The sequence below is a fragment of the Arthrobacter sp. UYCu723 genome (assembly GCF_054059215.1).
On record NZ_JBSSBW010000001.1, the window covers coordinates 1,441,329 to 1,465,416 of the forward strand.

At 66.1% G+C, this 24,088-nt stretch carries 21 protein-coding genes and 2 pseudogenes; 18 read left to right on the top strand and 5 right to left on the bottom strand.

Features of this window, described 5'->3' with window-relative positions:
- Positions 1-139: 139 nt before the first annotated feature.
- Together ACVWZ8_RS06695 and radA are read left to right on the top strand one after the other, a co-directional pair.
- Entirely contained in the window at positions 140-1,267 is a 1,128-nt protein-coding gene (locus ACVWZ8_RS06695) for an FUSC family protein (RefSeq protein WP_456504184.1), read from the top strand.
- 43 nt (positions 1,268-1,310) lie between these two features.
- Complete coding sequence (gene radA / locus ACVWZ8_RS06700; RefSeq protein ID WP_456504185.1) at positions 1,311-2,684, top strand: DNA repair protein RadA; 1,374 nt, start codon at positions 1,311-1,313, stop codon at positions 2,682-2,684.
- A 211-nt stretch (positions 2,685-2,895) separates the two neighbouring features.
- Here radA and ACVWZ8_RS06705 read toward each other — a convergent pair whose 3' ends face one another.
- Positions 2,896-4,314 (bottom strand): MFS transporter, encoded by a 1,419-nt coding sequence (locus ACVWZ8_RS06705; RefSeq protein ID WP_456504186.1) that lies wholly within the window; start codon positions 4,312-4,314, stop codon positions 2,896-2,898.
- A 159-nt stretch (positions 4,315-4,473) separates the two neighbouring features.
- Between ACVWZ8_RS06705 and ACVWZ8_RS06710 the strand changes: the two genes are divergently transcribed.
- From ACVWZ8_RS06710 to ACVWZ8_RS06740, 7 genes are all read left to right on the top strand, one after another.
- Positions 4,474-4,851: a MarR family winged helix-turn-helix transcriptional regulator gene (locus tag ACVWZ8_RS06710; protein ID WP_354238499.1), complete on the top strand. Its 378-nt coding sequence runs from the start codon at positions 4,474-4,476 to the stop codon at positions 4,849-4,851.
- Between the two features lie 349 nt (positions 4,852-5,200).
- The gene (gene bioB / locus ACVWZ8_RS06715; protein WP_426975671.1) at positions 5,201-6,226 is read left to right on the top strand and encodes a biotin synthase BioB; all 1,026 of its coding nucleotides are present in this window, start codon (positions 5,201-5,203) and stop codon (positions 6,224-6,226) included.
- Positions 6,223-6,459 carry a biotin synthase auxiliary protein BsaP gene (gene bsaP, locus ACVWZ8_RS06720; RefSeq protein ID WP_456504187.1) on the top strand — a complete coding sequence of 79 codons (237 nt, stop codon included), beginning with the start codon at positions 6,223-6,225 and terminating at the stop codon, positions 6,457-6,459. Before bioB ends, bsaP begins: the two co-directional genes overlap by 4 nt.
- Positions 6,456-7,823: an adenosylmethionine--8-amino-7-oxononanoate transaminase gene (locus tag ACVWZ8_RS06725; RefSeq protein ID WP_426975670.1), complete on the top strand. Its 1,368-nt coding sequence runs from the start codon at positions 6,456-6,458 to the stop codon at positions 7,821-7,823. Before bsaP ends, ACVWZ8_RS06725 begins: the two co-directional genes overlap by 4 nt.
- Positions 7,824-7,831: 8 nt before the next feature.
- On the top strand, positions 7,832-9,001 hold the full coding sequence (locus tag ACVWZ8_RS06730; RefSeq protein WP_456505913.1) for an 8-amino-7-oxononanoate synthase: 1,170 nt from the start codon (positions 7,832-7,834) through the stop codon (positions 8,999-9,001).
- Positions 8,998-9,681, top strand: a complete 684-nt coding sequence (gene bioD / locus ACVWZ8_RS06735) for a dethiobiotin synthase (protein ID WP_426975669.1) — start codon at positions 8,998-9,000, stop codon at positions 9,679-9,681. Before ACVWZ8_RS06730 ends, bioD begins: the two co-directional genes overlap by 4 nt.
- A complete protein-coding gene (locus ACVWZ8_RS06740) occupies positions 9,678-10,868 on the top strand; it encodes a cytochrome P450 family protein (protein WP_426975668.1) in 1,191 nt (396 codons plus the stop codon). The genes bioD and ACVWZ8_RS06740 overlap by 4 nt, the downstream gene beginning before the upstream one ends.
- On the opposite strand, the gene ACVWZ8_RS06745 is transcribed toward ACVWZ8_RS06740, so the two are convergent.
- Positions 10,862-11,680 carry a DeoR/GlpR family DNA-binding transcription regulator gene (locus ACVWZ8_RS06745; protein WP_426975667.1) on the bottom strand — a complete coding sequence of 273 codons (819 nt, stop codon included), beginning with the start codon at positions 11,678-11,680 and terminating at the stop codon, positions 10,862-10,864. The genes ACVWZ8_RS06740 and ACVWZ8_RS06745 overlap by 7 nt on opposite strands.
- Positions 11,681-11,884: 204 nt before the next feature.
- Between ACVWZ8_RS06745 and ACVWZ8_RS06750 the strand changes: the two genes are divergently transcribed.
- The 7 genes from ACVWZ8_RS06750 (at position 11,885) to ACVWZ8_RS06780 (ending at position 20,013) form a co-directional block, all read left to right on the top strand.
- Complete coding sequence (locus ACVWZ8_RS06750; protein WP_426975666.1) at positions 11,885-12,964, top strand: ABC transporter substrate-binding protein; 1,080 nt, start codon at positions 11,885-11,887, stop codon at positions 12,962-12,964.
- Between the two features lie 75 nt (positions 12,965-13,039).
- Positions 13,040-13,876 carry an ATP-binding cassette domain-containing protein gene (locus ACVWZ8_RS06755; RefSeq protein ID WP_426975665.1) on the top strand — a complete coding sequence of 279 codons (837 nt, stop codon included), beginning with the start codon at positions 13,040-13,042 and terminating at the stop codon, positions 13,874-13,876.
- Positions 13,873-15,129 (top strand): sugar ABC transporter permease, encoded by a 1,257-nt coding sequence (locus tag ACVWZ8_RS06760; protein ID WP_426975664.1) that lies wholly within the window; start codon positions 13,873-13,875, stop codon positions 15,127-15,129. Before ACVWZ8_RS06755 ends, ACVWZ8_RS06760 begins: the two co-directional genes overlap by 4 nt.
- A 48-nt stretch (positions 15,130-15,177) precedes the next feature.
- Entirely contained in the window at positions 15,178-16,806 is a 1,629-nt protein-coding gene (locus ACVWZ8_RS06765; RefSeq protein WP_426975663.1) for an FGGY family carbohydrate kinase, read from the top strand.
- Positions 16,803-18,293 (top strand): FGGY-family carbohydrate kinase, encoded by a 1,491-nt coding sequence (locus ACVWZ8_RS06770; protein ID WP_456504188.1) that lies wholly within the window; start codon positions 16,803-16,805, stop codon positions 18,291-18,293. The genes ACVWZ8_RS06765 and ACVWZ8_RS06770 overlap by 4 nt, the downstream gene beginning before the upstream one ends.
- Complete coding sequence (locus ACVWZ8_RS06775; RefSeq protein WP_456504189.1) at positions 18,290-18,946, top strand: histidine phosphatase family protein; 657 nt, start codon at positions 18,290-18,292, stop codon at positions 18,944-18,946. Before ACVWZ8_RS06770 ends, ACVWZ8_RS06775 begins: the two co-directional genes overlap by 4 nt.
- A 20-nt stretch (positions 18,947-18,966) precedes the next feature.
- Positions 18,967-20,013: a 2-hydroxyacid dehydrogenase gene (locus tag ACVWZ8_RS06780; protein WP_456504190.1), complete on the top strand. Its 1,047-nt coding sequence runs from the start codon at positions 18,967-18,969 to the stop codon at positions 20,011-20,013.
- A 23-nt stretch (positions 20,014-20,036) separates the two neighbouring features.
- Here ACVWZ8_RS06780 and ACVWZ8_RS06785 read toward each other — a convergent pair whose 3' ends face one another.
- Positions 20,037-20,909: a LacI family DNA-binding transcriptional regulator gene (locus ACVWZ8_RS06785; protein WP_456504191.1), complete on the bottom strand. Its 873-nt coding sequence runs from the start codon at positions 20,907-20,909 to the stop codon at positions 20,037-20,039.
- A gap of 28 nt (positions 20,910-20,937) precedes the next feature.
- Positions 20,938-21,039, bottom strand: a pseudogene (locus ACVWZ8_RS06790) (LacI family DNA-binding transcriptional regulator); the annotation flags it as partial.
- 140 nt (positions 21,040-21,179) lie between these two features.
- Here ACVWZ8_RS06790 and ACVWZ8_RS06795 point away from each other — a divergent pair.
- The gene (locus tag ACVWZ8_RS06795) at positions 21,180-22,631 is read left to right on the top strand and encodes a purine-cytosine permease family protein (protein ID WP_426975658.1); all 1,452 of its coding nucleotides are present in this window, start codon (positions 21,180-21,182) and stop codon (positions 22,629-22,631) included.
- 401 nt (positions 22,632-23,032) lie between these two features.
- Positions 23,033-23,488 (top strand): annotated as a pseudogene (locus ACVWZ8_RS06800) (hypothetical protein); the annotation flags it as partial.
- Between the two features lie 57 nt (positions 23,489-23,545).
- Here the strand turns inward: ACVWZ8_RS06800 and ACVWZ8_RS06805 are convergent.
- Positions 23,546-23,965, bottom strand: coding sequence for a VOC family protein (locus ACVWZ8_RS06805; RefSeq protein ID WP_426975656.1), 420 nt, complete (start codon positions 23,963-23,965; stop codon positions 23,546-23,548).
- Positions 23,966-24,088 lie beyond the last annotated feature (123 nt).

Consider the following 24,088-nt stretch of genomic DNA (forward strand, 5'->3'; position numbering starts at 1 on the left):
GAACGGGGGGTTAACGACGCCGGTACCTTGGCTTACATCTGCCGGGTTGCCATTGCGCTCCCTGCGCCGCAGCCGTACTGGCAGTCGTACTCGCAGCCGGCGGCACGTGCCGCCGCTGCCAGCAAATAGACTGGACGGCATGGCCACCGCGACTGGACTTTCCGCAAGCGCACGATTCCTGCGCGGCCGCATCCGCACCGGCATCGTCCGGAGCCGGAACTCGCTCCTGCCGGCCATGCAGATGACCGCCTGCGCCGTGGGGGCCTACGCCTTCGCCGAATACGTCCTGGGCCATACCGGACCGCTCTTCGCGGCCACCTCCTCCCTCATTGCCCTCGGCTTCTCCCGCGATCCCAGGCTGCGCCGCGTCGTGGAAGTCGGCCTGGGCTGCACCATCGGGATCGTGGTCGGGGACCTGCTGCTGCACTGGCTGGGCGCCGGAATCTGGCAGGCCGCCGTCGTGCTGCTCTTCTCCATCCTGCTGGCGCGGTTCCTGGACAGCGGCACCATCTTCACCACCCAGCTGGGTCTGCAGTCCCTGCTGGTGGTGCTCCTGCCCGCGCCGGCCGGGGGGCCGTTCACCCGCAGCATCGACGCCGTCGTGGGCGGCGTGTTCGCACTGCTGGTGACCATCCTCATTCCCAAGGACCCGCGCCGGGAACCCCGCAATGACGTCAAGAAGCTCCTGCACGAGCTCGCCGAGGTGCTGCGGGAATGCGCCTCCGCCCTGAGCTACAGCGACTCCACCCAGGCCTGGCATGCGCTCATCCGCGGGCGGAACTGCCAGCCCCTGGTCGACGCCATGCGCCAGTCCCTGCGCGCCTCCGGCGAGGTGGCCACCCTGGCGCCCGCCTACCGGAGGTACCGGGACGAGCTGGACCGGATGGAGCAGTCGCTGGACTACATCGACCTCGCGCTGCGCAACAGCCGGGTCTTTGCCCGCCGCCTGACCAGCGCCATCAACCATGCGGCGCTCTCGGACGAGGCCACCCAGAACATCGCCGAGGTCCTGCGGGAGACCGCCGATGCCGTCGACGATCTGTCCCTGGGCCTGGCCGAAGTCCATGACGGCGTCCGGCGCGCCCACCTGCGGACGGCCAGGACGGACCTCAGCGAGATTGCCGGCAGGCTGCACCCCCGGCTGCTGGACGTCCAGAGGCTCGAGGGCGAGACGGTGGTCATGCTCTTCCGCCCGCTCATGGTGGACCTGCTCGAGGCCGCGGGCGTGGATCCCCAGGAGGCCCGGGAGATCCTGCCGCCGCTGTAGCTCCCGGCCCGTGGATGTCGCCGGCCGCGGATAGGGTGGAGCAATGGCTACCAAGACTTCCCGGGCTTCCAAGGCGCCGGGCTACAAATGCGCCGAATGCGGCTGGACCGCGGCCAAGTGGGTGGGCCGCTGCGGCGAGTGCCAGGCGTGGGGCAGCGTGGAGGAGACCGGTGGCGCTGTGGCCCGGACGACGGCGGCCACCACCGTCCTGGAGCCGGCCCGCCGGATCGCCGAGGTTGACGCGACCACGGCCGCCTTCCTGCCCACCGGTGTGGACGAGCTTGACCGCGTGCTGGGCGGTGGGCTGGTCCCCGGCGCCGTCATCCTGCTCGCCGGCGAACCCGGCGTGGGCAAGTCGACGCTGCTGCTGGACGTCGCAGCCAAGTTTGCCCGCACCGCACAGGACGTCCTCTACATCACCGGCGAGGAATCCGCGGCGCAGGTGAAGCTCCGCGCGGACCGGATAGACGCCGTCGCCGAATCCCTGTACCTCTCTGCCGAAACCGACCTCGGCCAGGCCCTGGGGCAGGTGGAGAAGCTCGAGCCGCGGCTGCTGGTGGTGGACTCGGTGCAGACGCTGAGCAGCGCCGATGTGGAGGGCAGCGCCGGCGGCGTGTCCCAGGTGCGCGAGGTTGCCGCCTCCCTGATTGCCTCGGCCAAGCGCCGCAACATGACCACGCTGCTGGTGGGGCACGTGACCAAGGACGGTTCCATCGCCGGGCCCCGCCTGCTGGAGCACCTCGTGGACGTGGTCTGCCAGTTCGAGGGTGAGCGCCATTCGCGCCTAAGGCTCCTCCGCGCCGTCAAGAACCGCTACGGGCCCACCGACGACGTCGGCTGCTTCGACCTGAACGAGGACGGGATCGTGGGCCTGGCCGACCCCAGCGGGCTGTTTGTCTCGCGGACCAAGGAACCGGTGTCCGGCACCTGCATCACAGTGACCCTGGAAGGGCGCCGGCCGCTGCTGGCCGAAGTGCAGTCCCTGCTGGCCGAAAGCTCCAGCTCCCAGCCCCGCCGGGCCACCAGCGGGCTGGACAGCTCCAGGGTTGCCATGCTGCTGGCCGTGCTGCAGCAGCGGGCGGGCTGTCTGCTGCATAAGGATGATTCGTACGTGGCGACCGTGGGCGGCGTGAGGCTCAGCGAGCCCGCCACGGACCTCGCCGTCGCGCTGGCCGTGGCCTCGGCGAAGGCCAAGAAACCATTGCCGCAGCGTCTCATTGCCTTCGGTGAGGTGGGCCTGGCTGGCGAAGTCCGCCCGGTGCCCGGCATCAACCAGCGCATCCAGGAGGCCCACCGGCTCGGATTCACCCATGCGGTGGTTCCGGCGAGCCCCAACGGACCGGGGCCGGTCCCCACCGGGTTCTCAGTCCGGGAGGTCGGGCACCTGACCGAGGCGCTGGGGCTGCTGATCAGCTGACGGACGGCCGGGCGCGGGCATGATGCGCTTCAGCACCAACGGACGGGAATACGGCGAGGCCAGGGCGGACACCACGGTGTCGGCCGGCACCGTGGAGGAAGGTCAGCTCGACAAGGGATATGCCGGCATTGCCGAGGACCTCCATCCCCCGTTGGAGCTGAGTAACGGTTCGGCCGAGGCGGACGTTGGTAAACGCCCGCCTCGGCCGAAGTCACGGCTGAGGCCGCTCAGTGGTCTGCCGCGACCGGTTCCGGCGACGGGACGGTGTCGCGGCAATGACCAGGGCCGCAATGGCCACGGCTGCGCTCAGGATCAGGCCGGGACGGTACTGCTCCAGCATTGCCGCCGCATTCACGCCGGCGCCGCCGTCGGACGCGCTGCCGTGACCGCTGACCATCGCCGTGGTGACCGCCAGAACCAGGGCGGCCCCCACCTGCGTGCTGGTCTGGATCAGGCCGGCCGCCAGGCCCTGTTCCGAATTTCGGATGCCCGCGGTGGCCTGGACGTTGATGGACGGGAAGGCGAGGGCGAAGCCGATGCCCAGTAGCAGGACCGACGGCAGGATGTCCGTCACGTAGTTGGGCGAGGTGCCCACCCGCAGGAACAGCACATAGCCGAGCGCCAACGACGCCAGGCCGGTCAGAATGAGCCGCGGGGCGCCAAACTTTTCAATGAGCCGGTCCGCGAAAGGTGCACTCGAGGCCACCAGCAGGCCAGTGGGAAGAAGTGCCAGAGCCATGCCCAGCGGGCTCCATCCCAGCACGGACTGCAGGTAGAGCGTGAGGATGAACTGGAAACTCAAATACGAGCCGAACAGCCCCACCGCGCTGAGGTTGGCCCGGGCAACCCAGCCTTCCCTGAGGATGCTGAACCGGATCAGCGGGTGCCTGACGCGGTTTTCGATTACGGCGAACGCTGCCAGCACCGCTGCAGAGGCCACGAATCCGGCGATAGTTGCCACAGATCCCCAGCCGTTCCCGGGTGCCGAAACCAGCGTGTACACCAGCCCCAGCATGCCGGCGGCGAGCGTGACCGCGCCCCAGACGTCATGCCCGCTGTCCTGATCCCTGCCTTCGGCCTGGCCGGCGGCGTTGTCCCGGGGGATGTACTTCAGGCCAAGAATCACGACGGCGACTGCCACCGGTACCGAGACCAGGAAGGTCCAGCGCCAGCTCATGGCAGTCATGAGACCCCCGACGACCAGGCCGAGTGAGAAGCCGCTTGCGCCGAAGGTGGTGAAGATGGACACGGCGCGGTTTCGTTCGCGCCCTTCCGGGAAGTTGGTGGTGATGATGGAGAAGCCGGCAGGAGCCGTGAACGCCGCGGCCAGTCCTTTGACGAAGCGGGTGGCGATCAACAGGGCGGGGTCGTCCACCAGTCCGCCGAGCAGGGACGCGGCAGCGAAGACGCTGAGGGCAATGAGGAAGATGCGGCGCCGGCCGAGGAGATCCGCCATCCGGCCGCCCAGCAGGAGAAGACTTCCGTAGCCGAGCACGTAGGCGGAGACGATCCATTGGAGGGATTCGGTTCCAAGGTGGAGTTCGGCGCCAATCGAGGGCAGTGCCACACCGACCATGGAGACGTCCAGCGCATCGAGCGCCAGAACGGTGCACAGGACCAGGAGCAGCATCCACTGCGCACGGGTCCATCGGACAGGTATAAGCCGTTCTCCGGCAGATCTTTCAAGCGTGGAAGATGAAGTCATGGCCTCAACTTACATGACGTGTCATTGAATGACAAGGAATATTATGACGTGGACTTTGAATCCGTCATGAACTAGAATCGCTGCATGGCAACACCGCAGGACCGCCAGCTGGTTGAGCAATGGCGCAGCATCCAGACCACCTACTTCCGTACCGCGGGCGCGATCGACCGTGCCCTGGAGTCGCGGTTCAGCATCGGCCTGACTGAGTTTGAAATCCTGGACCTCGTGGCCGACAGCGCGGACTCGGCGTGCAGGATGAAGCAGCTCGGGGAGCGGACGCCCATGACCCAGAGTGCCATGTCCAAGGTGGTGGACAGGCTTGAGAAAGCCGGACTCATCTGCCGCCATTCCTGCGAAGATGACCGGCGCTCACTGTTTCTGGAACTCACCGACGCGGGCCGTGCCCTGCACGGGAAAGCCGCCGTCGAACACCGCGCCCTGCTCAAGGAGAACCTGGCCTGAGACCGCCGTCAGGCTGACAAGACGACCGCGCATCGGCCTCTTGCGGCAGGACCAGACTCAGGCGGAGGGAATCGCTTCTGAGTAGGAGACGAGACAGTGGTTGGGTCCCAGGGTAGGAGCTCCAAGGACCAATTATTTGGGGTCAACCTTTCCATCGGCAGATTCCCGATAGCGGACGTTTATGAGCTGCCCGATGCCGGGCACGGCCCCGCCGGGCTGCATGACCTACATGGTCGGGACCAAAGCCCAGGCCGCCAGTTTGTGGACACCCAACAAAATCCTGGCGTCAACAGGAAACTAGCGTCAGCTGTGAGGCATATCCGCAGCCAGCCAGCGCAAAGGACGATCAATGACGATTCAGGCACATCCGGAGACTACCCGGTACGAAATTCTCGAAACCGCTCGCAAACATGTCCTTGAAGAGGGACGCGGGTTGACGCAGGACCAGCTGGTGGACGTGCTGCGACTGCCCGATGAGGCCCTTCCCGCTGCGCTGCAGCTGGCCCACGAGGTGCGGCTCAGGCACTGCGGCGAGGACGTGGAGGTGGAAGGCATCGTCTCCATCAAGACCGGAGGCTGCCCCGAGGACTGCCACTTCTGCAGCCAGTCCGGACTCTTCGACTCGCCCGTCCGCGGCGTGTGGCTGGACATTCCTGAACTGGTCAAGGCGGCGAAGGAAACCGCGGCCACAGGAGCCACGGAGTTCTGTATCGTGGCGGCCGTCCGAGGACCCGACATCAAGCTGATGAACCAGATCAAGTTCGCGATCGACCGGATCAACGAGGCAGTGGACATCAACATCGCCTGCTCGCTGGGCATGCTCACCCAGCGGCAGGTGGACCAGCTTGCAGAGTGGGGCGTGCACCGTTACAACCACAACCTCGAGACCGCCCGCAGCTACTTCCCCGAAGTCGTGACCACGCACAGCTACGAGGAGCGCCTCGAAACCTGCACCATGGTCAAGGCGGCCGGCATGGAGCTGTGCTGCGGGGCTTTGATCGGTATGGGCGAATCCCTGGAACAGCGGGCCGAGCTCGCAGCCGAGCTCGCAGCCCTCGAACCGCACGAGGTCCCCCTCAACTTCCTGAACCCGCGGCCCGGCACTCCACTCGAGAACCAGGGGATCATGGACGGCAAGGACGCCCTGCGCGCCATTGCCGCGTTCCGCCTGGCCATGCCCCGGACCGTGCTGCGCTATGCCGGCGGCCGCGAACTCACCCTCGGTGATCTGGGCACCCGGGAAGGCCTGCTGGGCGGCATTAACGCCGTGATCGTAGGGAACTACCTCACCACCCTGGGCCGGCCCGCCGATGCCGACCTGAATCTCCTGGTGGAACTGAACATGCCCATCAAGGAATTCCAGAAGACACTGTGAAATCTTCCATCCAGAAGCCGGATCCCTCCGGGCCCACCGACTATTGCGGTCACTGCGGCGGCACATCCGACGGCGGTGAGCTGCCGACGTTGGACACTCACCTTCGTTGCCGGGAGCAGCTGGCGCTGGAACCGCCACGGTACTGCGAGCATTGCCGCAGGCGGATGAAGGTCCAGGTCACGCCGCTGGGCTGGACCGCAGAGTGCTCCCGCCACGGGGTACTTGTCAGATGACACAGGTTCCGGTTTCGGCGCCGCTAAGCCTGATCCAGCGGGACCGCGCACGGTTGTGGCACCCGTACGCGCCGGCTTCCCCGGATCTTCCGCTGTGGGAGGTCGAGGCGGCCGAGGGCGTGCGGCTGCGGCTCCGCGGCGAAGACGGCACGCAGCATGAGGTTTTGGATGCCATGTCCTCGTGGTGGTCGGTGATCCACGGCTACCGGAACCCCGTGCTGGACGCCGCCGCGAAGCGGCAGCTGGACGGTTTCAGCCATGTGATGTTCGGCGGCCTGACGCATGCCCCGGCGGTTGAACTGGCTGAGCGGCTGGTGGACATGGCGCCGGCAGCTGCTGGCAGGTCGCGTTTGGAGCGGGTGTTCCTCGCTGACTCAGGCTCGGTTGCCGTGGAGGTTGCGCTGAAGCTGGCGGTGCAGTTCCAGACCGCGTCCGGGCATCCCCGGCGGCAGCGGTTCCTGAGTATCCGCGGCGGGTACCACGGCGACACCTTCGGGGCGATGGGGGTCTGTGATCCCGTGGACGGCATGCACGCGGCATTCCCGGGGTTGCTCGCGGGCAACGTGTTTGCTCCCCGTCCGCCGGCCGCGGCTTCTGCGACCCCGGAATCCGTTCAGGCGTGGGCATCGGAGGTCCAGGCCATCACGGCTGCACACTCCGAAGAGCTGGCCGCGATTATCGTCGAGCCGCTGCTCCAGGGCGCCGGCGGCATGTACGCGTATCCGGCCGCATGCCTGACGGCGCTGCGCCGGGTGGCGGACCGGCACGGGCTGCTGCTGATCTTCGATGAGATCGCCACCGGTTTTGGCCGCACCGGTGAGCTGTTCGCGGCCGGCCATACCGGCGTCGTTCCGGACATCATGTGCCTGGGCAAGGCCCTGACCGGCGGATACCTGACCCTCGCCGCCATGCTCTGCACCGGCGACGTGGCTGCGACGGTATCCGGCGGCCAGGCCGGGGCGCTGCTGCACGGCCCGACGTTCATGGCGAACCCGCTGGCGTGTGCGGTGGCTAATGCCAGTCTCGGCATCATCGACGGTGGCGGCTGGCGCTCCGACGTGGCCCGGATAGGCTCCGGGCTGGCCAATGGGCTCGCCCCCGCCCGGGAACTTGCGGCCGTGGCGGATGTCCGCACCATTGGTGCAGTCGGAGTCATTGAGCTGCATGATGCCGTCGACGTCCGCGCCGTCACCAGTGAGGCCATCCGGCGCGGCGTCTGGGTGCGGCCGTTCCGGAATCTCGTCTACACCATGCCCCCCTATGTCAGCACCGCGGCGGACATTGAACAGATCACCGCAGGCATGACCGCGGCCGTCGCCGAAGTCCATGAACACGCCGCCGTCCGGCGCGGAGACGCGGCATGAGCGCCTCGATGACGCAGTGGCTCGAGCGGCAGGCCGCGGTCCGGGATCGCCGAGGTCTGGTCCGACGACCCCTCCCCCGGGCCGCGGATGAACGCTTCATCGACCTGGCCAGCAACGACTATCTGGGCCTGTCCTCAGATCCCCGGCTTGCGGACGCTGCCGCGGCAGCCGCTTCGCTGTGGGGTACCGGCGCCACATCCTCGCGCCTGGTGGCCGGGACCACTCAGCTGCATCTGGACCTGGAGCAGGAACTGGCCCGGCTGGCCGGCATGGAAGCTGCGCTGGTGTTCTCCTCCGGCTATCTGGCGAATATGGGTGTGATCACGGCGATGGGCGGCCCGGGGACCCTGTTCGTGGCGGACGAGCACTGCCACGCCTCGATGATCGACGGATTCCGGCTGAGCCGCTCCCGCACGGAATCCTTCGCCCACAACAGCGTGGAGGAAGCCGGCCGGCTACTCGCCGGCCGGACGGAACCGCGCGCACTCATCGCCGTCGAATCCGTCTACAGCGTGCTGGGCGACGAGGCCCCGCTCGAGGAGCTGCTCACGCTGGCCGAGCAGCACGACGCGGTGCTGCTGGTTGACGAGGCGCACAGCCTCGGCGTCACAGGCACCGGCCACTACCGGGGACACGGTTCCGTGGCCGGGACAGCCCTTGCCGGCCACCCGAACGTCGTCGTCACCGCCACACTGTCCAAGGCCCTGGGCAGCCAGGGCGGCGCGGTCCTCGGCTCTCCCCTGCTGCGCGAACACCTCATCAACCGCTCCCGCAGCTTCATCTTCGACACCGGACTGGCCCCGGCATCCGTCGCTGCCGCCCTCGCCGCGGTGCGGATCATCCGCGACGAGCCCTGGCGCGCGGGATCCGTCCGGAACAACGCTGCGGCGCTTGCCGCGGGGCTGGCTTCGGTGCTAGCAGTCCGCGGGACCACCATCGAACCGTCGGCGGGGGCGGGGGCGGGGGCGGTTCAGTCCATTGCCATGCCCTCCGCAGAATCGGCCCTGAAGGCCACCCTGGCCGCGCGAACCGCCGGCGTGCGGATCGGTTGCTTCCGGCCGCCGTCCGTCCCTGACGGGATTTCGCGGCTTCGGCTCACCGCTCGCGCCAGCCTAACACCTGAGGACATTGAACACAGCTGCGCAGTGCTGCGCGGCATATTGGAGGACCTTCCATGAACCTGCCCGCCATCATCCTGGTCACGGGAACAGACACCGGAGTCGGCAAGACCATAACGACGGCGGCCCTCGCCGCCGTCCTCCAGGGGCTGGGGCGCAGCGTCGCCGTCTACAAACCCTGCCAGTCTGGAGCCTCCGCCGGCGACTCTGACACCGCCGAGATTGTCCGGCTTACCGGCGCAATGACAGCCGAAACCGGCGTGGTGCTGTGGGAGCCGTTGGCGCCCGTCGCGGCGGCCGCCGTCGACGGAACGGCACTCCCGCCGCTGGCGGTGCACGCGGGCAGGATCCGCGAGCTCGCCGGGTCTCACGATCATGTTCTGGTCGAGGGCGCGGGCGGTCTGCTGGTTGAGCTGGACTCCGACGGCGGGACGCTGGCCGAGCTCGCAGTGCTTCTGGCACCCGCCGCGGCCTTACTGCTCGTTGCGCGTGCGGCCCTCGGAACGTTGAACCACAGCGCGCTGACCCTCGAAGCGCTGGAAGCCCGCGAGCTTCAGGTGCTGGGCGTCGTGCTCGGAAGCTGGCCAGGCAACCCGGGCTTCGTGCACCTCAGCAACCGGCAGGTGCTCCAATCGTTGCGGGTTCCCTTCATCGGCGCCATTCCCGAGCAGGCCTCGGAACTGACCCCGGCCGTTTTCCGTGCTGAGGCAGCGGCCTGGCTGAACGGCCTGCCCGCATGAACCAGGCACCAGCGACCACAGGACCCTCGGAACCGCAGACGGAGAACCTTGGACCGGACCGGTGCCCATACATTGTGGTCCGTGACCCGGATGCCGTCCGGGAAGTTCTGCACCGGCCGGGCGACTTCAGCCCCGCCAATGCCCTGGTCGCGGTGACGCCCCTTGCGGGGCCTGCCCTGCGGGTGCTGCAGCGCGTGCGCTTCGCGTTGCCGCCTGTCCTGGCCAGCAATGACACTGACACGCATGCGGGGATCCGTAAGGTCGTGGCGGGCTATTTCACGCCGGCCAGGGTCACCGCCGTGGAGCCGCGTATCCGCGAACTCGCGCAGGAAGCGGCGGCGAACGCAGCGGAGCAGCTCGAACGTTTGGGCCACGTGGACCTCTTGCCGACGGTAGCGGCGTTCCCTCCCGCCGTCATCATGCTTGAACTCCTTGGGCTGCCCGTCCGGGATCTGGCGAGGCTCAAGTGCTGGGGCCTTGACTCCATGGAACTGTTCTGGGGTTGGCCCGACGAGGACCGGCAACTCGAACTCGCCCAGAGTGCCGCCGATTTCTACGTCTGGCTGCGCCAGCTTGTAGAGGAATCCGTGCCCGCGGCCGGTCGTAATCTGTTCAAGTCACTGGCCGAACACGGCTTGTCAACACCTGAGCTCTGTTCGCTTGGCTATTTCCTGCTCATCGCTGGACAGGAAACGACCACCCAGCTGATCAGCACGAGCCTGTTCCGGCTCCTCGAGGGATCCGCGCCCGTGGGCTGGGACGACGCGGCATCCGAGGCAGGCTCCCGATCCATGGTCAGGCACGTGCTTGCCACCGAATCATCAGTGCCAACCTGGCGCCGCGTGGCAGCGCAGGACACGCGGCTTGGTGGCGAGCTGATCCCGACCGGAGCCGAGATCCTCCTCGAGCTGACCGGCAATCACGGCACGCGATCAGCCGCGCCCGAGGGTTTGCCCCTACCAATGCAATCGGCCCGGCACAGACCGTCAACCTCACATGGTCTGGTTTTTGGCTCGGGCATCCACCGCTGCCTCGGGGCCAAGCTGGCAGAACTGGAGGCGGCCATCGTTGTCCAGGAGACGGCAGCCGCGCTGCCCGGAATACGGTTGCGGGACCGCGAGCCCCAATGGATCCGGCTCTTGTCTTTCCAGGCCCCTCGGACGGTCAGCGTATGGTGTCCCTACTGAACTTCTGAGTGCGCCGGCCTGTGAGGGGCGAGGGGGGCGATATGCACCTTACAGTTCGCTGCTATGGCGTCCCGGTCCTGGGCCGGTACGTCGTCGGTCAGGATGACGTCTGTGAAATCGCTGACGGGGACGAAATGGTGCAGGGACGTCCTGCCCACTTTGCTTCCGTCCATCATGAGGATTCGCCTGGTGCCTGCTTTGAGCATGGCGCGCTTCATGAAGACAATGTCCTGTTCCTGGTGGTAGGTCATCTCGGACCCCATGGTCGAGGTTGACTGGAACACTATGTCCACGGCGTAGGAGTTCACGGAGCTGTCGGTAGGAAGTCCGATGAACGAGTCGTGTGTCCGGGAGTACTGGCCGCCGATGACGATGAGACGGATGTCGTCATTCTCGCGCAGGACTTCGAGGGCCTGTCGGTAGTTCGTGAGGACGGTCAGGGGGCCGGTCTTGTTCAGCAGGCGTGCCAGCGCGAGAACGGTTGTGGAGTCGTCGAGCATGACGGACATGCCGGCCTCTACGAACTCCAGCGCCTTGTGGGCCAGGGCTGTTTTGGCCTGGGCCTGCATCTGCATGCGGATTTCGGAGCTGGCTTCGAACACGGTTGACGGCAGCGCGGAAACTCCTCCATGGACTTTGCGTAGAACTCCGCGCCCGGCAAGGTCGTCGATGTCGCGGTGAACGGTCATGAGGCTGACGCCGGCGAGGGCTGCCAGTTCGGCGGCAGTGGCGAACCCCGCTCCGACCACGTGCTCGACGAGTTTCTGCTGGCGGCGTGCCCGGGGTTTCTTCAACGCATTTGTATCGGTCATCGGCTCGCCTTCGCCTTGGATATCGTTCCCGGCACCTGTCGGGGTTCATTGCGGCTGGGCATCCGTTCAGGATATCCCGTCCGCCGTTGTGAAAAGTGTACCAACTTTTGTGGTCGAATTCACATTATTTCTGTTACTCTTATCACATCGGCAGCGGCCGGGATGATCGCACGCCGTACATCTCACCCCGAGAAAGGGAATTCAATGAAGAACTTCTATACCCGTGCAGCCGCCGTCACCGTGGCTGTCGTGGCGACTGTGGCGGCCCTGGCGGGCTGTTCCACACCCCAGGGCACCACCGGCGCCGGCGGTGACGCGTCGAACGCCAAGATCGCGTTCCTGATGCCGGACATCGCCTCGACCCGGTATGAACTGTTCGACAAGCCGCTGTTCGAGGCCAAGATCAAGTCCCTGTGTTCGGGTTGTTCGGTCATCTATTCCAATGCCAACGCCAGCGCCGCTAAGCAGCAGGAGCAGGCAAACTCAGCCCTGGCCCAGGGGGTAAAGGCGATCGTGATCGACCCTGTTGACTCGGCGGCGGCGGCCACCATCGTCAACACAGCCAAGGCACAGAACGTTCCGGTCATCGCCTATGACCGGCCAGTCCCTTCGGTTCCGGCCAGCTACTACGTGTCCTTTGACAATGAGAAGATCGGTTCCCTCATCGCCCAGTCCCTGGTGGACCACCTGAAGAAGACCAATGCCACGGGCGGGCTGCTTCAGGTCAACGGTTCCCCCACGGATGCGGCCGCAGGGTTGATCAAGAAGGGCATCCACACCGCGGTGGACGCCAGCGGTTTGAAGCTGCTGGCCGAATTCGACACCCCGGGCTGGGAACCGACCAAGGCCCAGGATTGGGTCAGCGGACAGATCACCCAGTTCCCGGGAAAGATCGCCGGCGTTGTGGCTGCCAATGACGGCACCGGCGGCGGCGCGATTGCCGCCTTCAAGGCCGCCGGAGTCAACCCGGTACCGCCCGTGACAGGCAACGACGCCGAGCTTGCAGCCGCCCAGCGGATCATCGCCGGGGACCAGTACAACACCATCTCCAAGCCGATCAAGATCGTTGCCGAAGCGGCCGCGGACATCGCCTACAAGTTTGCCAAGGGTGAAAAGCCCGAGGGCAAGGCCACCTTGTTTGATACCCCGTCGGAGCTGTTCGTCCCGACCGTGGTCACGATCGACAACCTCAACGAGGCCCTGGTGTCGAGCGGGATCCTGAAGGTCTCCGACCTCTGCACACCGACCTACGCTGCAGCCTGCGCCAAGGCCGGCATCAAATAACAGGGAAAGGTGCCCCGCCCGTCCGGCGGGGCACCGGTCCACCGTACGAACAACGATTACTGCTTAGAGGATCACATGTCTTCAACACCCAACTCACCCGGTGACGGGACCGGAGCCCCCCTTCTGGCTTTGCGCGGCATCAATAAATCCTTCGGCGCCGTCGCCGCTCTCATGGACATCGATCTGGACGTGGCTGCGGGAGAGGTCGTGGCCATCGTCGGGGACAACGGTGCCGGCAAATCAACACTGGTCAAAGTGCTCTCCGGAGTGCATGCCCCCGACTCGGGGACCATCGCCTTCGAGGGCAGCGACGTAACCATCCCGACACCGATGGCCGCCCTGCACCTGGGCATCGCCACCGTCTTCCAGGACCTTGCCCTCTGCGACAACCTCACCGTCGTCGACAATCTCTTCCTTGGCCGCGAGATCTCACCGCTGCGGCTGAACGAAGTCGAAATGGAAACCCGGTCCTGGGAGCTGCTGAAGCAGCTCTCCGCCAAGATTCCCTCGCTGCGCACACAGGTCGCCTCCCTTTCGGGCGGGCAACGCCAGACCGTGGCCATCGCGCGGTCACTTCTCGGGGAGCCCAAAATAGTCATCCTGGACGAACCCACCGCCGCCCTCGGCGTAGCCCAGACCGCTGAAGTGCTGAACCTGGTGGAGCGGCTGCGCGAAAGAGGGCACGGCGTCATCATGATCAGTCACAACATGGCCGATGTGCAGGCGGTCGCCGACCGCGTCGCCGTGCTCCGGCTTGGCCGCAACAACGGCGACTTCCGCGTCAGCGACGTCTCAACGGAAGACCTCATCGCCGCCATTACCGGTGCGACGGACAACGTCGTTTCCCGCCGGTCCGCCACACGCGGAACACCCGGACCTGCAACACCCAGCGAGGAGAACCTGGCACAATGAACAGCAAAACCGCACCCACGCCCCAGATCCGGCCGCTGGACCTGCAGGACGAACGGCTTCAGGACCGCACCGGACTCAAGGGACAACTCAAGGCCTTCGTGGACAGGACACGATCCGGAGACCTCGGCGTCCTGCCCGTCGTGGCGGGGCTCATCGTCATCTGGGCCATCCTTCAAAGCCTGAACCCGATCTTCCTCTCCAGCGCCAACCTGGTGAACCTGAGCATGGAAAGCTCCGCGGTCGGAATCATCGCGCTCGGCATCGTCGGGGTCCTCCTCGTCGCGCAGATCGACCTGTCCGTCGGTTCCGTCAGCGGACTGTCCGCGGCCGTCGTCGCCGTGACCGTCGTCAACCTGGGCTGGCCGGTCTGGCTCGCCGTTCTGGCCACGGTGGCCCTGGGCGCGGTCATCGGCTGGGTCTACGGACAGATCTTCAACCGCTTCGGTGTGCCCAGCTTCGTCATCACCCTCGCCGGTCTGCTGGGGTTCCTTGGCCTGCAGCTGTACGTTCTCGGAGCCAAGGGCTCCATCAACCTTCCCTTCGATTCGGCCCTCGTCTACTTCGCCCAGCTCGCCTTCGTGCCGCCGTGGCTTTCCTATGTCCTCGTCGCCGCAGCGGCCGGCGGCCTGTTCGCCACCGACTACCTCCACGCCCGTGCCCGGCGGACCGCTGGGCTGTCATCGATGCCGCTGCAGAGCATGATCCCCCGCAGCGTCCTGCTGCTGCTGGTCCTGGGATTGGTCGTCTGGTACCTGAACCAGACACGGGGTGTGGGCTGGATGTTCGTCTTCTTCATCGCCCTGATACTGGCGATGAACTACCTGCTGAAGCGGACCAAATGGGGCCGGTCAGTCTACGCAGTCGGAGGCAACGCCGAAGCGGCCCGCCGGGCGGGCATCAACGTCAAAGCCGTTTACACCTCGGTCTTCGTCACCTGCTCCACCCTGGCAGCCGTCGGCGGACTGCTGGCCGCGGCACGCCTGGCCGCAGCCAACCAGGGCAGCGGCGGCGGAGACGTCAACCTCAACGCCATCGCCGCCGCCGTCATCGGCGGCACCAGCCTCTTCGGCGGCCGGGGAAGCGCCTTCTCCGCACTTCTGGGCATCGTCGTCATCCAGTCAATATCCAGCGGACTGACCCTGCTGAACCTGGACTCCTCGTTCCGTTTCATGGTCACCGGCGTCGTCCTGCTGCTGGCCGTCATGCTCGACTCCGTCTCCCGCCGCTCCCGCACCTCGCACGGCAGGGCCTGACCCGCAACCTGCGGGCCACACATCCACAGCACGAAGGAAGGATCGGACATGGCGGTCATCTGCGTTGATGCCGGCACCACGATGATCAAAGCAGTCGGGTACGACGAGGACGGGATCGAGGTCGCGGTCGTCCGCCAGGCCACAGCCTTGGCCCGCCCGCAGCCGGGCTGGGCGGAGCAGGACATGCAATCGGTCTGGGACGCCGTGGTCTTCACCGTCCGCGGCGTCGCCGCCCGGCTCCAATCCGAGGTCGACTATCTGGCCATCACCGCCCAGGGCGACGGCGCGTGGCTCGTCGCCTCCGACGGGGCGCCCACGGGTCCGGCCATCCTGTGGAACGACGGCCGCGGCGTGGACATCCTCTCCGCCTGGACTCACGCCGGGGTCCTTGAACGGGCCTTCCCCATCAACGGTTCGCTGACATCCTCGGGAATGCCCAACGTCATCCTCAGCTGGCTGCGGCAAAACGATCCGGACCGGCTCGACCGCTCGCACGCGTCCCTGACCTGCGGAGGATGGATCTTCGCCCAAATGACCGGCGAATTCGCGATCGACGAGTCCGACGCGGCCGCCCCCTTCATGGACATCCACACACGCCAGTACTCCCCGGAGCTGCTGCGCCTCTACGACATGGAATGGGCACAGGCGTTGCTGCCGCCCATCCGCGACGACCACCACCGAGCGGCGGAGCTCACCGCTCACGCCGGGGCACTTCTCGGCCTTCCGGCCGGGCTGCCGGTCGTGATGTCCTCATACGACATAGCCTCCACCGCTATCGGCGTCGGCGCCGTCACTCCCGGCCAGGCCTGCTGCATCCTGGGCACAACACTGTGCACCGAGATCATCACCGACCAGGTCCGGATCAGCGACCCTGCCGCCGGCCTGAACATTGCCCCGGGACTGCCGGGACTGATCCTGCGCTCCTTCCCCACACTCGCCGGCGGCGAGGTCATCCAATGGGCCTGTGAATTGCTGGGAATCGCGGACCCGGACGCGCTCACGGAATTAGCCTCCACGTGCGGTCCCGGCGCGGGGGGGCTGATGTTCCTGCCGTATTTCTCCCCCGCGGGCGAGCGGGCGCCATTCCTGGATCCGCTGGCGCGGGGGACGTTCCTGGGGATGTCCTTCGAACACCGGCGCGAACACATCGCCAAGGCTGTCCTGGAAGGACTCACCCTGGTCATCCGGGACTGCCTCACCGCCTCCGGAGACTCCCCCACGGAACTGCGGGTATGCGGCGGAGGAGCAGCCAGCACGCTGTGGCTGCAGATGATCGCCGACGTCACCGGCATCCCGGTGCTGAGGTCCACGGACACCGAGGTGGGAGCCAAAGGTGCATTCCTGATCGGACTCGTCGCCACCGGCCGCGCCGGCAGCGTGCAGGAAGCAGCCCCCAAGTATATACGGATCCGGGACACTTTCACACCGGAACCGTCCCGGGCGGCCTTCTACAGCGAACTCTACGAAGACTTCCTGGCCCTGCGGCACGTGACCAGGCAGGCCTGGCCCCGGCTGGCCATGATGCGGCAGCGCTCCACGGAAAACAACAGGCCGGACACGGTACCGTCCCACAACCCCGCGCCCCCGGGCGACTCCCCCGGGGCCCCACCGCCCCCCGTCGCCGCGCCGCGAACCATCCAGCCGCGAACCAGTCACGGGCCAGAGAGAAGCATATGAAAGACCAACCAAACGCCATCGACGACGTGTGGGTCGGAATCGATCTGGGGACCCAAAGCGTCCGCGTCCTTGCCGTCACCGGATCCGGTACGGTGCTCGGTTCCGGCAGCCGCCCGCTCACCAGCCACCGGGACGGCGCCCGCCACGAGCAGAACCCGGAACAATGGTGGGAGGCGGTCGCCGGCGCCTCCTCTGAGGCGCTCCGGGACGCACCCGCATCGGCGGTACGGGGCGTTGCCGTCGACGCGACTTCCGGCACCATCCTGCTCATGGACCGGGACGGCCGGCCACTGACGCCGGGGCTCATGTACGACGACGGACGCGCCGCAGCGGAGGCCGCCCGCGTCAACAATGCCGGGGCCGACGTCTGGGGCGAACTGGGCTACCAGCGGATGCAGCCGGCGTGGGCCCTGCCGAAGCTACTCTGGCTGCTGCGCGAGCATCAGGACAAAGTCCCCGGCGCCCGGCTGGCCCATCAGAACGACTTCATCAACCGCCAGCTCACCGGCCATGACGTCCCCACCGACCTGAGCAATGCCCTCAAAACAGGGGCACACCTCATTCAGGAAAAGTGGCCCGAGGAACTTATGGAGAACCTCGGTGTCCCCCTGACGATCCTCCCGGACCTCGTCCGCATGGGCACCCGGATCGGGTCCGTCAGCAGCGCGGCTGCCGCGGCCACCGGCATCCCCGCAGGCACCCCGGTCATCGCCGGTGCCACCGACGGCTGCGCCGCGCAGCTCGGCGCCGGGGCACTGAAAGTCGGCAGCTGGAACTCCGTACTCGGCACAACACTGGTACTCAAAGGCGTCACCCGGGACCTGATCCAGGACCCCCTGGGCGTCGTCTATTCACATAAGGCCCCCAACGGCGACTGGCTCCCCGGGGGCGCCTCCAGCACCGGAGCCGGCGCCATCAGCCGTGACTTCTCCGGCCAGGACCTGGCCCAGCTTGAGCCTCAGGCCAGAACCTATGAACCCGCCGGCGTCCTCGCCTACCCGCTCGTGTCCCGCGGTGAACGCTTCCCTTTCCTCGCCCCCGGAGCGGAAGGATTCATCCTCGGGACCCCCGCCACCGACGGCGAACGGTACGCCGCAGTCCTGCAGGGCATCGCCTACATCGAACGGCTCTGCTTCGACTACCTCGACCTCCTGGGCGCGCCCCGGCACGGCGAGCTGATCCTCACGGGCGGAGCCACCAAAAGCGAGTACTGGTGCCAGCTGCGCGCCGACATCCTGGGCCGTCCCGTGACATTGCCGCAGAACGCGGAGCCGGCGCTGGGCATGGCCGTCCTCGCGGCCTCCCCGGGGCGGCAGACCGCCGACGTGGCCGCGGAGATGGTGCGGATGCGCCGGACCATCGATCCCCGTGACGGATCCACCGGCACGTACGACGCCTCCTACCTGAACCTGGTCGGGGAGCTCGAACAACGCGGCTGGCTCCCGGAAGCCGTAGCCGCACACGCACGTGAAAGGACAAACGCATGACCGATCTCATCCTCGTCCGGCACGGCGAGACCGTCTGGCACGCCGAAAACCGGTACGCCGGCCGCAGCGACGTCGACCTGACGCCCCGCGGTCTGGAACAGGCCTCCCGACTCGCCCGTTGGGCGGAAACCGCGGGACTGACAGGTATCTGGGCCTCGGACCTCAGCCGGGCCCGCCGGACCGCCGAAGGCTGTGCCGAGGCCACAGGCCACGAACTTAAGATCGACCCGCGGCTGCGCGAGCTCGACTTCGGCGACGGAGAGGGCATGACCGGTGCCGAGATGGAAGCCAAATTCCCCGAGGCCCGCAAAGCCTTTCAAACCGACCCCGCCGCGTCCCCGCTGCCCGGCGGCGAAGACCCTTTCAAGGCCGCTGAACGGTTCGTGCAGTGTCTGTACGACATAGCGGAGGAACAGCCGGACGGCCGCGTCCTGGTCGTCGCCCACACCACGGCCATCCGGCTCACTCTCTGCCGGCTCCTGGGTATCCCCCTCGGCGAATACCGGCGGGTTTTCCCCTCCCTCGGCAACTGCGCCCTGACCACGATCCGTCTTCAGGGCCAACAGGCCGGCCTCCTCGAATACAACGCAGCCGCCGGGCCGCTGACTGAACCATCCGCAGCCAGACCGCCTGCTGCGTCCCCGGCATCCTGACCAGAACCTAGGAGTTCCACATGACAACCCGCATCCTCGCCGCAGGAGACCACTTCGTCCTGAACCGCCTCCTCATCGACGCCGTAGAACGCGAAGTGCCGGACGGCGTCGAATTCACCGAAATGACGCTTCCGTGGCCGCTGACCCCGTTTGGCCCGGTCGCCGAAGTGGACGAAGCCTCCGGAACCGAAGAACAGCTGATCGAGTCGCTCCGCGGCGTCGAAATCTGCATCACGCAGATGGCGCCGCTGACCGAAAAGGTCCTCCAGGCCTGCCCGGATCTGAAACTGTTCTGCATAAGCCGCGGCGGACCGGTCAACGCAAATCTGAAAGCAGCCACCCGCCACGGGGTTGCCGTCACCTCCGCACCCGGACGCAACGCTGCCGCCACCGCCGAACACACCCTGGGCATGATGCTGGCAGCCATCCGCCGCATCCCCCAGACCAACGCCGATCTGTCCGCCGGAACCTGGCGGGGCGACTACTACACGTACGACAACGTCGGTCCCGAGCTGGAGGGCAGCACAATCGGCCTCGTGGGCTACGGCGCCATCGGCAGCCGCGTAGCGCGCATGCTCAAAGGTTTCGGCGCTGAGGTCCTGGTCCACGACCCCTACGTCACCGCCGACCTCCTGGCAGGTAACGCCGAAAAGGTGGGTCTGGACGAACTGCTCTCCCGCAGCCTGGTGGTAAGCCTGCACGCCCGCGTTACCCCGGAGACCACCAAAATGATCGGCGCCGCACAGATCGCCGCCATGCCGGCAGGATCCATCATCATCAACTGTGCCCGCGGGGCACTGCTGGACTACGACGCCCTGTGCGATGCCCTCGACTCGGGCCACCTGTTCGGGGCCGCATTCGACGTATTTCCCGAAGAGCCCATCCCCGCAGGCTCGCGCCTCCTCACCACCCGCAACATCGTCATGACCCCCCACCTGGCCGGCGCCAGTAAACAAACGGCTGCCAAAGCCGCAACGATCGTCGCCGGAGACGTCGGACGGTACCTCCGCGGGGAACCCCTGGCCCACTGCGCCAACCCCGACGCCCTCCGCCCAGCCAACAGATAACAGCGCCCCAAAAGTGTTCGTCGTCAGATGGGCCGTGTGGAAGCTCTGACGTTGAGCATTGTGGGGTGCTCCTCGTCCCAGGGGCCGGTACCTGGCTCCTGGATCAGGCGCATGAGCATGTCCGCACAGCGCCGTCCCATCTCGCGCGGGGAAAGCTCTATTGATGTAATTTGCGGGCTGGCCATTTGCATAACCGAGCTGTCGACGCAGGATGCGACCAGGAGATCTTCGCCGGGGGTCAGGCCGCATTCGGCCGCCGCTGTCAGGACCCCGATCGCCGAGCCGTCCGGTGCACAGACTATTGCGTCCGGGCGCGGATCGACACGCAGCAGCTTCAGGGATTTTTCCCGCGTGTCGGCAGCGGTCGCGTTGAAGGCCAGATCGGCCGCATTGGGCTGGACCCCGTGTCTTGTGCACCACTCCAGGTAGCCGCGGTGGAGGGAGCGGCCCCAGTCACTGGATTTTCCCGGCCCGAGGAAAGCCGGACGCCTGCTGCCCCTAAGGTAAAGGTGGTCCAGCAGCTCCAGCATGCTGGAACGGTGGTCCGACCAGACTGTTCCGCCATTTCTGCCGACCGCCTGGCGCCCGTGTTCGCCTGTCACAAGAGGGATATTCCGGGATTCAAGGTCCCCGATAATGGGGTCCCCGTCGATGAGATCCACGGCGACGATTCCGTCCGTAATCTTTGCCGTAAGCGCGGACGAATGAGCCGACGAGGACGTCAGGACGACGGCGACGTCATCCTCATTGGCTCTGTCCACCACTCCAAAGGTGAAGTCCATGTAATACGCGAGGCCGGTCACCTTTTCGGGGAGGTGCAGGCCGATCGCTCCGGTCCGGCTGCGGCGGAGATTCCGTGCCGCCTGGTTCGGGGCATATCCGAGTTGCGTGGCCACCGCCCGGACATGTTCCCCTCGTCGCTCCGGACACCCGGCCCGTGCTGCCAAGTGCGGCTGAAACGGTGGTGCGGGAAACCTTCGCCTCCCGGGCGATGTCGAGGATGGTCACGGCCGGACGCGATTGCATACTTGGGACTTTAGCAGTCAGAACCGGCCCGAACAGGCACCTTGGCCGCAGGGTAATTTTGGCCAAAACTATTGCGGAATCGTTCCCGCACCGCCATGATTGCGGAATCGTTCCCCGCAGATTTCTGAAGAGGTTCTTCCATGGCAATCAAAACTTCCCCGCAGTCAGTGGCGACTGCTCTAACTCAGCCGGGCTCCAAGATCGAGACCCGCTCCATAGACTTCGTGACGCATTCCGAGCGCTTCGGCAAGGTCCGCGACCTCGGACCCATCTGGTTTGTGAGCAGTGTCAACCTCGTAGGCATAGCCACCGGGGTGGCAACGTTGTCCATCGGAGCGTCGCTGTTCTGGACAATCATGGCTACCGTGCTGGGCTCGCTCTTCGGTACTTTCTTTATGGCCCTTCATTCCGCTCAGGGACCTCAGCTCGGGTTGCCGCAGCTGGTGCAGTCCCGCCCGCAGTTCGGATACCTGGGCTCGGCCGTAACGGTGCTGATCTTCGCGTTCATCAACTACGTCGCGTACAACACGTCGGACGCACTTCTTTCCGGCGGCGCCGCCCAGCAGATAACCGGCATCAACGCGACGGCGGGGTATCTCATAGCAACAGCGGTCGCCGCCGTGATGGCGATCTACGGCTACAAGGCGATCCACCGCATCAACAAGTGGCTGACCTGGCCCATGGTCGCCGTTCTAGTAGTATTCACCGGCATAGCTTTGGGTTCGAATGCACTCCCTGTGGAGGTCTTGGCGCCGGGCAACTTCGAGCTGGCCCCGTTCATGACCGTCTTCGTGATCGTGGCCGGATTCCAGCTGGGCTGGGCACCCTACGTTTCCGACTACTCGCGCTACTTGCCGGCGACCGTCGGCGTCAAAGCCACCTTCTGGTGGACCTACGCGCCAAGCGTGATCTCTTCAGTTTGGGTTTTCGTTCTTGGCGCCGTCGTGGCTGCCGTTTCTCCGGGTTCTGACCCTGTCAGCGCCTTCATCGCCCTGGGTGACAGGCTCTTCCCCGGGTTCGGCGTCATAGGCGTTTCGGTTCTGTTCCTTGGCGTCCTGTCGATCATGGTCATCAACCAGTACGGCGGAAGCCTCGCGTTGATCTCGATCGTTGACTCATTCACACGTATCCGGCCGACCCGGGCCATCCGTGTGCTCTCGATTCTGGTCATGGGCACCATCGTCTTCGTCATCAGCCAGTTCGTCGGGATCGACAATTTCAACGCGTTCTTCAGCAACGTCCTGATCTTCCTCGCATACCTGTTCACTCCCTGGACCGCCATCAATCTCATCGATTACTTTTTCGTCCGGAAGGGCCGCTACGTCGTCTCCGAAATCTTCAATCCCGACGGCATTTACGGCCGCTGGGGCTGGCGGGGCATAAGTTCCTACCTCATCGCTCTGCTGGCGATGGTCCCTTTCATGGTCACGGCACCGTTTACAGGATTCATCGCCGCCGCCGCCGGCGCCGTCGACTACTCCGTCTTTGTAGGCCTGCCGGTCGCGGCCGTCGCCTACCTCCTCCTGCACCGGACATCGGATCTGAGCAAGGAATTTGAGATGAGCGAGGCCGAGGGCCACATGCGTCACTGAGTCCAACCACCGTCAGCCGCGCCTCCGACCACGCCCCACAAAGGACACACGATGGAACTCTTCACCGCCCAGCCCCTCCTGTCCCCCGCAAGGGTTGACGCCCCCAGCCGGACCCCCTGCGCGTAGCCGCGGGTGCAGGCGCGCTGGCAGCCCGATCCTGCTGACCACGAAGCCACGTTCCTGGACGGCATCCGCACCGCAGCCAAAGCCGCAGCACGGATCGTCTTCCTTCAAGAGCTCACGCTCTCCCGCTACATAGCCGACGAACGTCCGGCGAACGAACCCAACGCCCCCGCGGAACAGCTTCCCGGCGGACCCACTCACGTCTTCGCCGCGAAGGCAGCCGCCGAACCGGTGTCACGGTCCACGCCTCGGTCTTCGAGAAAGCTGACGGAGCCGATGGCCCGGATGGGCTGGGCTACAACAAAGCGATCCTGGCGGCCCCGGACGGAACACTCCTGGCCAGAATCCGAAAGCTCCACATCCCCAAAAAAGCCGGATACTACGAGGACCGCTACTTCCGTCCGGGGCCGGCCGCAGCCAATCCCTACCCCGTCATCGACTACAACGACCCCCTCATCTCCGATCCGTACGGCCGTGTCCTCGTCTCGGCCCACGGGATCGTGATGCCGTCCTCATCGCCGACCTTGACCTTGACCAGCGCCGCGACTGGCTCGACCGCCTCCCCTCCTGGCAACCCGCCGCCCCCTCCTGGCAACCCGCCGCCCCGACAGCTACGCAGCACTCACCCAATCCGACTGAACAAAACGCCACCGCCGACGGCGGATTGCCCACTTCCACGCTTGTCCGTGACGGCGATGCTTGAAGAAGCCGCGGCGGGGCAACATCAACTTTGACTCTGGCCACGACATCAAAATGTCCGACGAGCTCACCGCTCTATGAGCTCGGGCAACTCAGCCGAAAGCCACCTTGCCGTCCTCATCGATACGCCAGCCAGGATTGTGCGCAATTTCCCAAACAATGCCGTTCGGATCGACAACGTGACCGTGGAAGATGCCGCCGAACGCACCAGCCTGTGCTGGCTTCAGTACGGTGGCGCCGGCTGACGCAAGTTTCTCGATGGTGACGGTCACTTCGGCCGCGCTAGCGACATTGTGCGAGAGGGTGACGCCGCTCACACCAGAAGTTCGGTGTTGGTTATTCAGGTCTTCGTCGAACTTCTTCGCCTCGAACAACCCAAGCACCAGTCCGGGCGCGACTTGGAAGAATATGATTTCGCCGGGAACATCTGCCAGCCGATCCCAGCCGAGCGCGTCCTTGTAGAACGCGCGGGCGCGGTCGAGATTTTCGGTCGCGAACGTGATGAAGTGCAATTGTTGTTCCAGGGTTGAATGCTAGTCGCGGTAGACACACTCAAATTCAGTGTGTCGGACGCGTCGTACGCCGGTCCCCCACCGCGACACCCGGCAGTGTCTTTGGCGGATCACTGGAGCAGG

Coding starts and splice junctions, on each gene's coding strand:
- ACVWZ8_RS06695 (WP_456504184.1), top strand. CDS start 140: ATGGCCACCGCGACTGGACTTTCCGCAAGCGCACGATTCCTGCGCGGC.
- radA (WP_456504185.1), top strand. CDS start 1,311: ATGGCTACCAAGACTTCCCGGGCTTCCAAGGCGCCGGGCTACAAATGC.
- ACVWZ8_RS06705 (WP_456504186.1), bottom strand. CDS start 4,314: ATGCTGCTCCTGGTCCTGTGCACCGTTCTGGCGCTCGATGCGCTGGAC.
- ACVWZ8_RS06710 (WP_354238499.1), top strand. CDS start 4,474: ATGGCAACACCGCAGGACCGCCAGCTGGTTGAGCAATGGCGCAGCATC.
- bioB (WP_426975671.1), top strand. CDS start 5,201: ATGACGATTCAGGCACATCCGGAGACTACCCGGTACGAAATTCTCGAA.
- ACVWZ8_RS06725 (WP_426975670.1), top strand. CDS start 6,456: ATGACACAGGTTCCGGTTTCGGCGCCGCTAAGCCTGATCCAGCGGGAC.
- ACVWZ8_RS06730 (WP_456505913.1), top strand. CDS start 7,832: ATGACGCAGTGGCTCGAGCGGCAGGCCGCGGTCCGGGATCGCCGAGGT.
- bioD (WP_426975669.1), top strand. CDS start 8,998: ATGAACCTGCCCGCCATCATCCTGGTCACGGGAACAGACACCGGAGTC.
- ACVWZ8_RS06740 (WP_426975668.1), top strand. CDS start 9,678: ATGAACCAGGCACCAGCGACCACAGGACCCTCGGAACCGCAGACGGAG.
- ACVWZ8_RS06745 (WP_426975667.1), bottom strand. CDS start 11,680: ATGACCGATACAAATGCGTTGAAGAAACCCCGGGCACGCCGCCAGCAG.
- ACVWZ8_RS06750 (WP_426975666.1), top strand. CDS start 11,885: ATGAAGAACTTCTATACCCGTGCAGCCGCCGTCACCGTGGCTGTCGTG.
- ACVWZ8_RS06755 (WP_426975665.1), top strand. CDS start 13,040: ATGTCTTCAACACCCAACTCACCCGGTGACGGGACCGGAGCCCCCCTT.
- ACVWZ8_RS06760 (WP_426975664.1), top strand. CDS start 13,873: ATGAACAGCAAAACCGCACCCACGCCCCAGATCCGGCCGCTGGACCTG.
- ACVWZ8_RS06765 (WP_426975663.1), top strand. CDS start 15,178: ATGGCGGTCATCTGCGTTGATGCCGGCACCACGATGATCAAAGCAGTC.
- ACVWZ8_RS06770 (WP_456504188.1), top strand. CDS start 16,803: ATGAAAGACCAACCAAACGCCATCGACGACGTGTGGGTCGGAATCGAT.
- ACVWZ8_RS06775 (WP_456504189.1), top strand. CDS start 18,290: ATGACCGATCTCATCCTCGTCCGGCACGGCGAGACCGTCTGGCACGCC.
- ACVWZ8_RS06780 (WP_456504190.1), top strand. CDS start 18,967: ATGACAACCCGCATCCTCGCCGCAGGAGACCACTTCGTCCTGAACCGC.
- ACVWZ8_RS06795 (WP_426975658.1), top strand. CDS start 21,180: ATGGCAATCAAAACTTCCCCGCAGTCAGTGGCGACTGCTCTAACTCAG.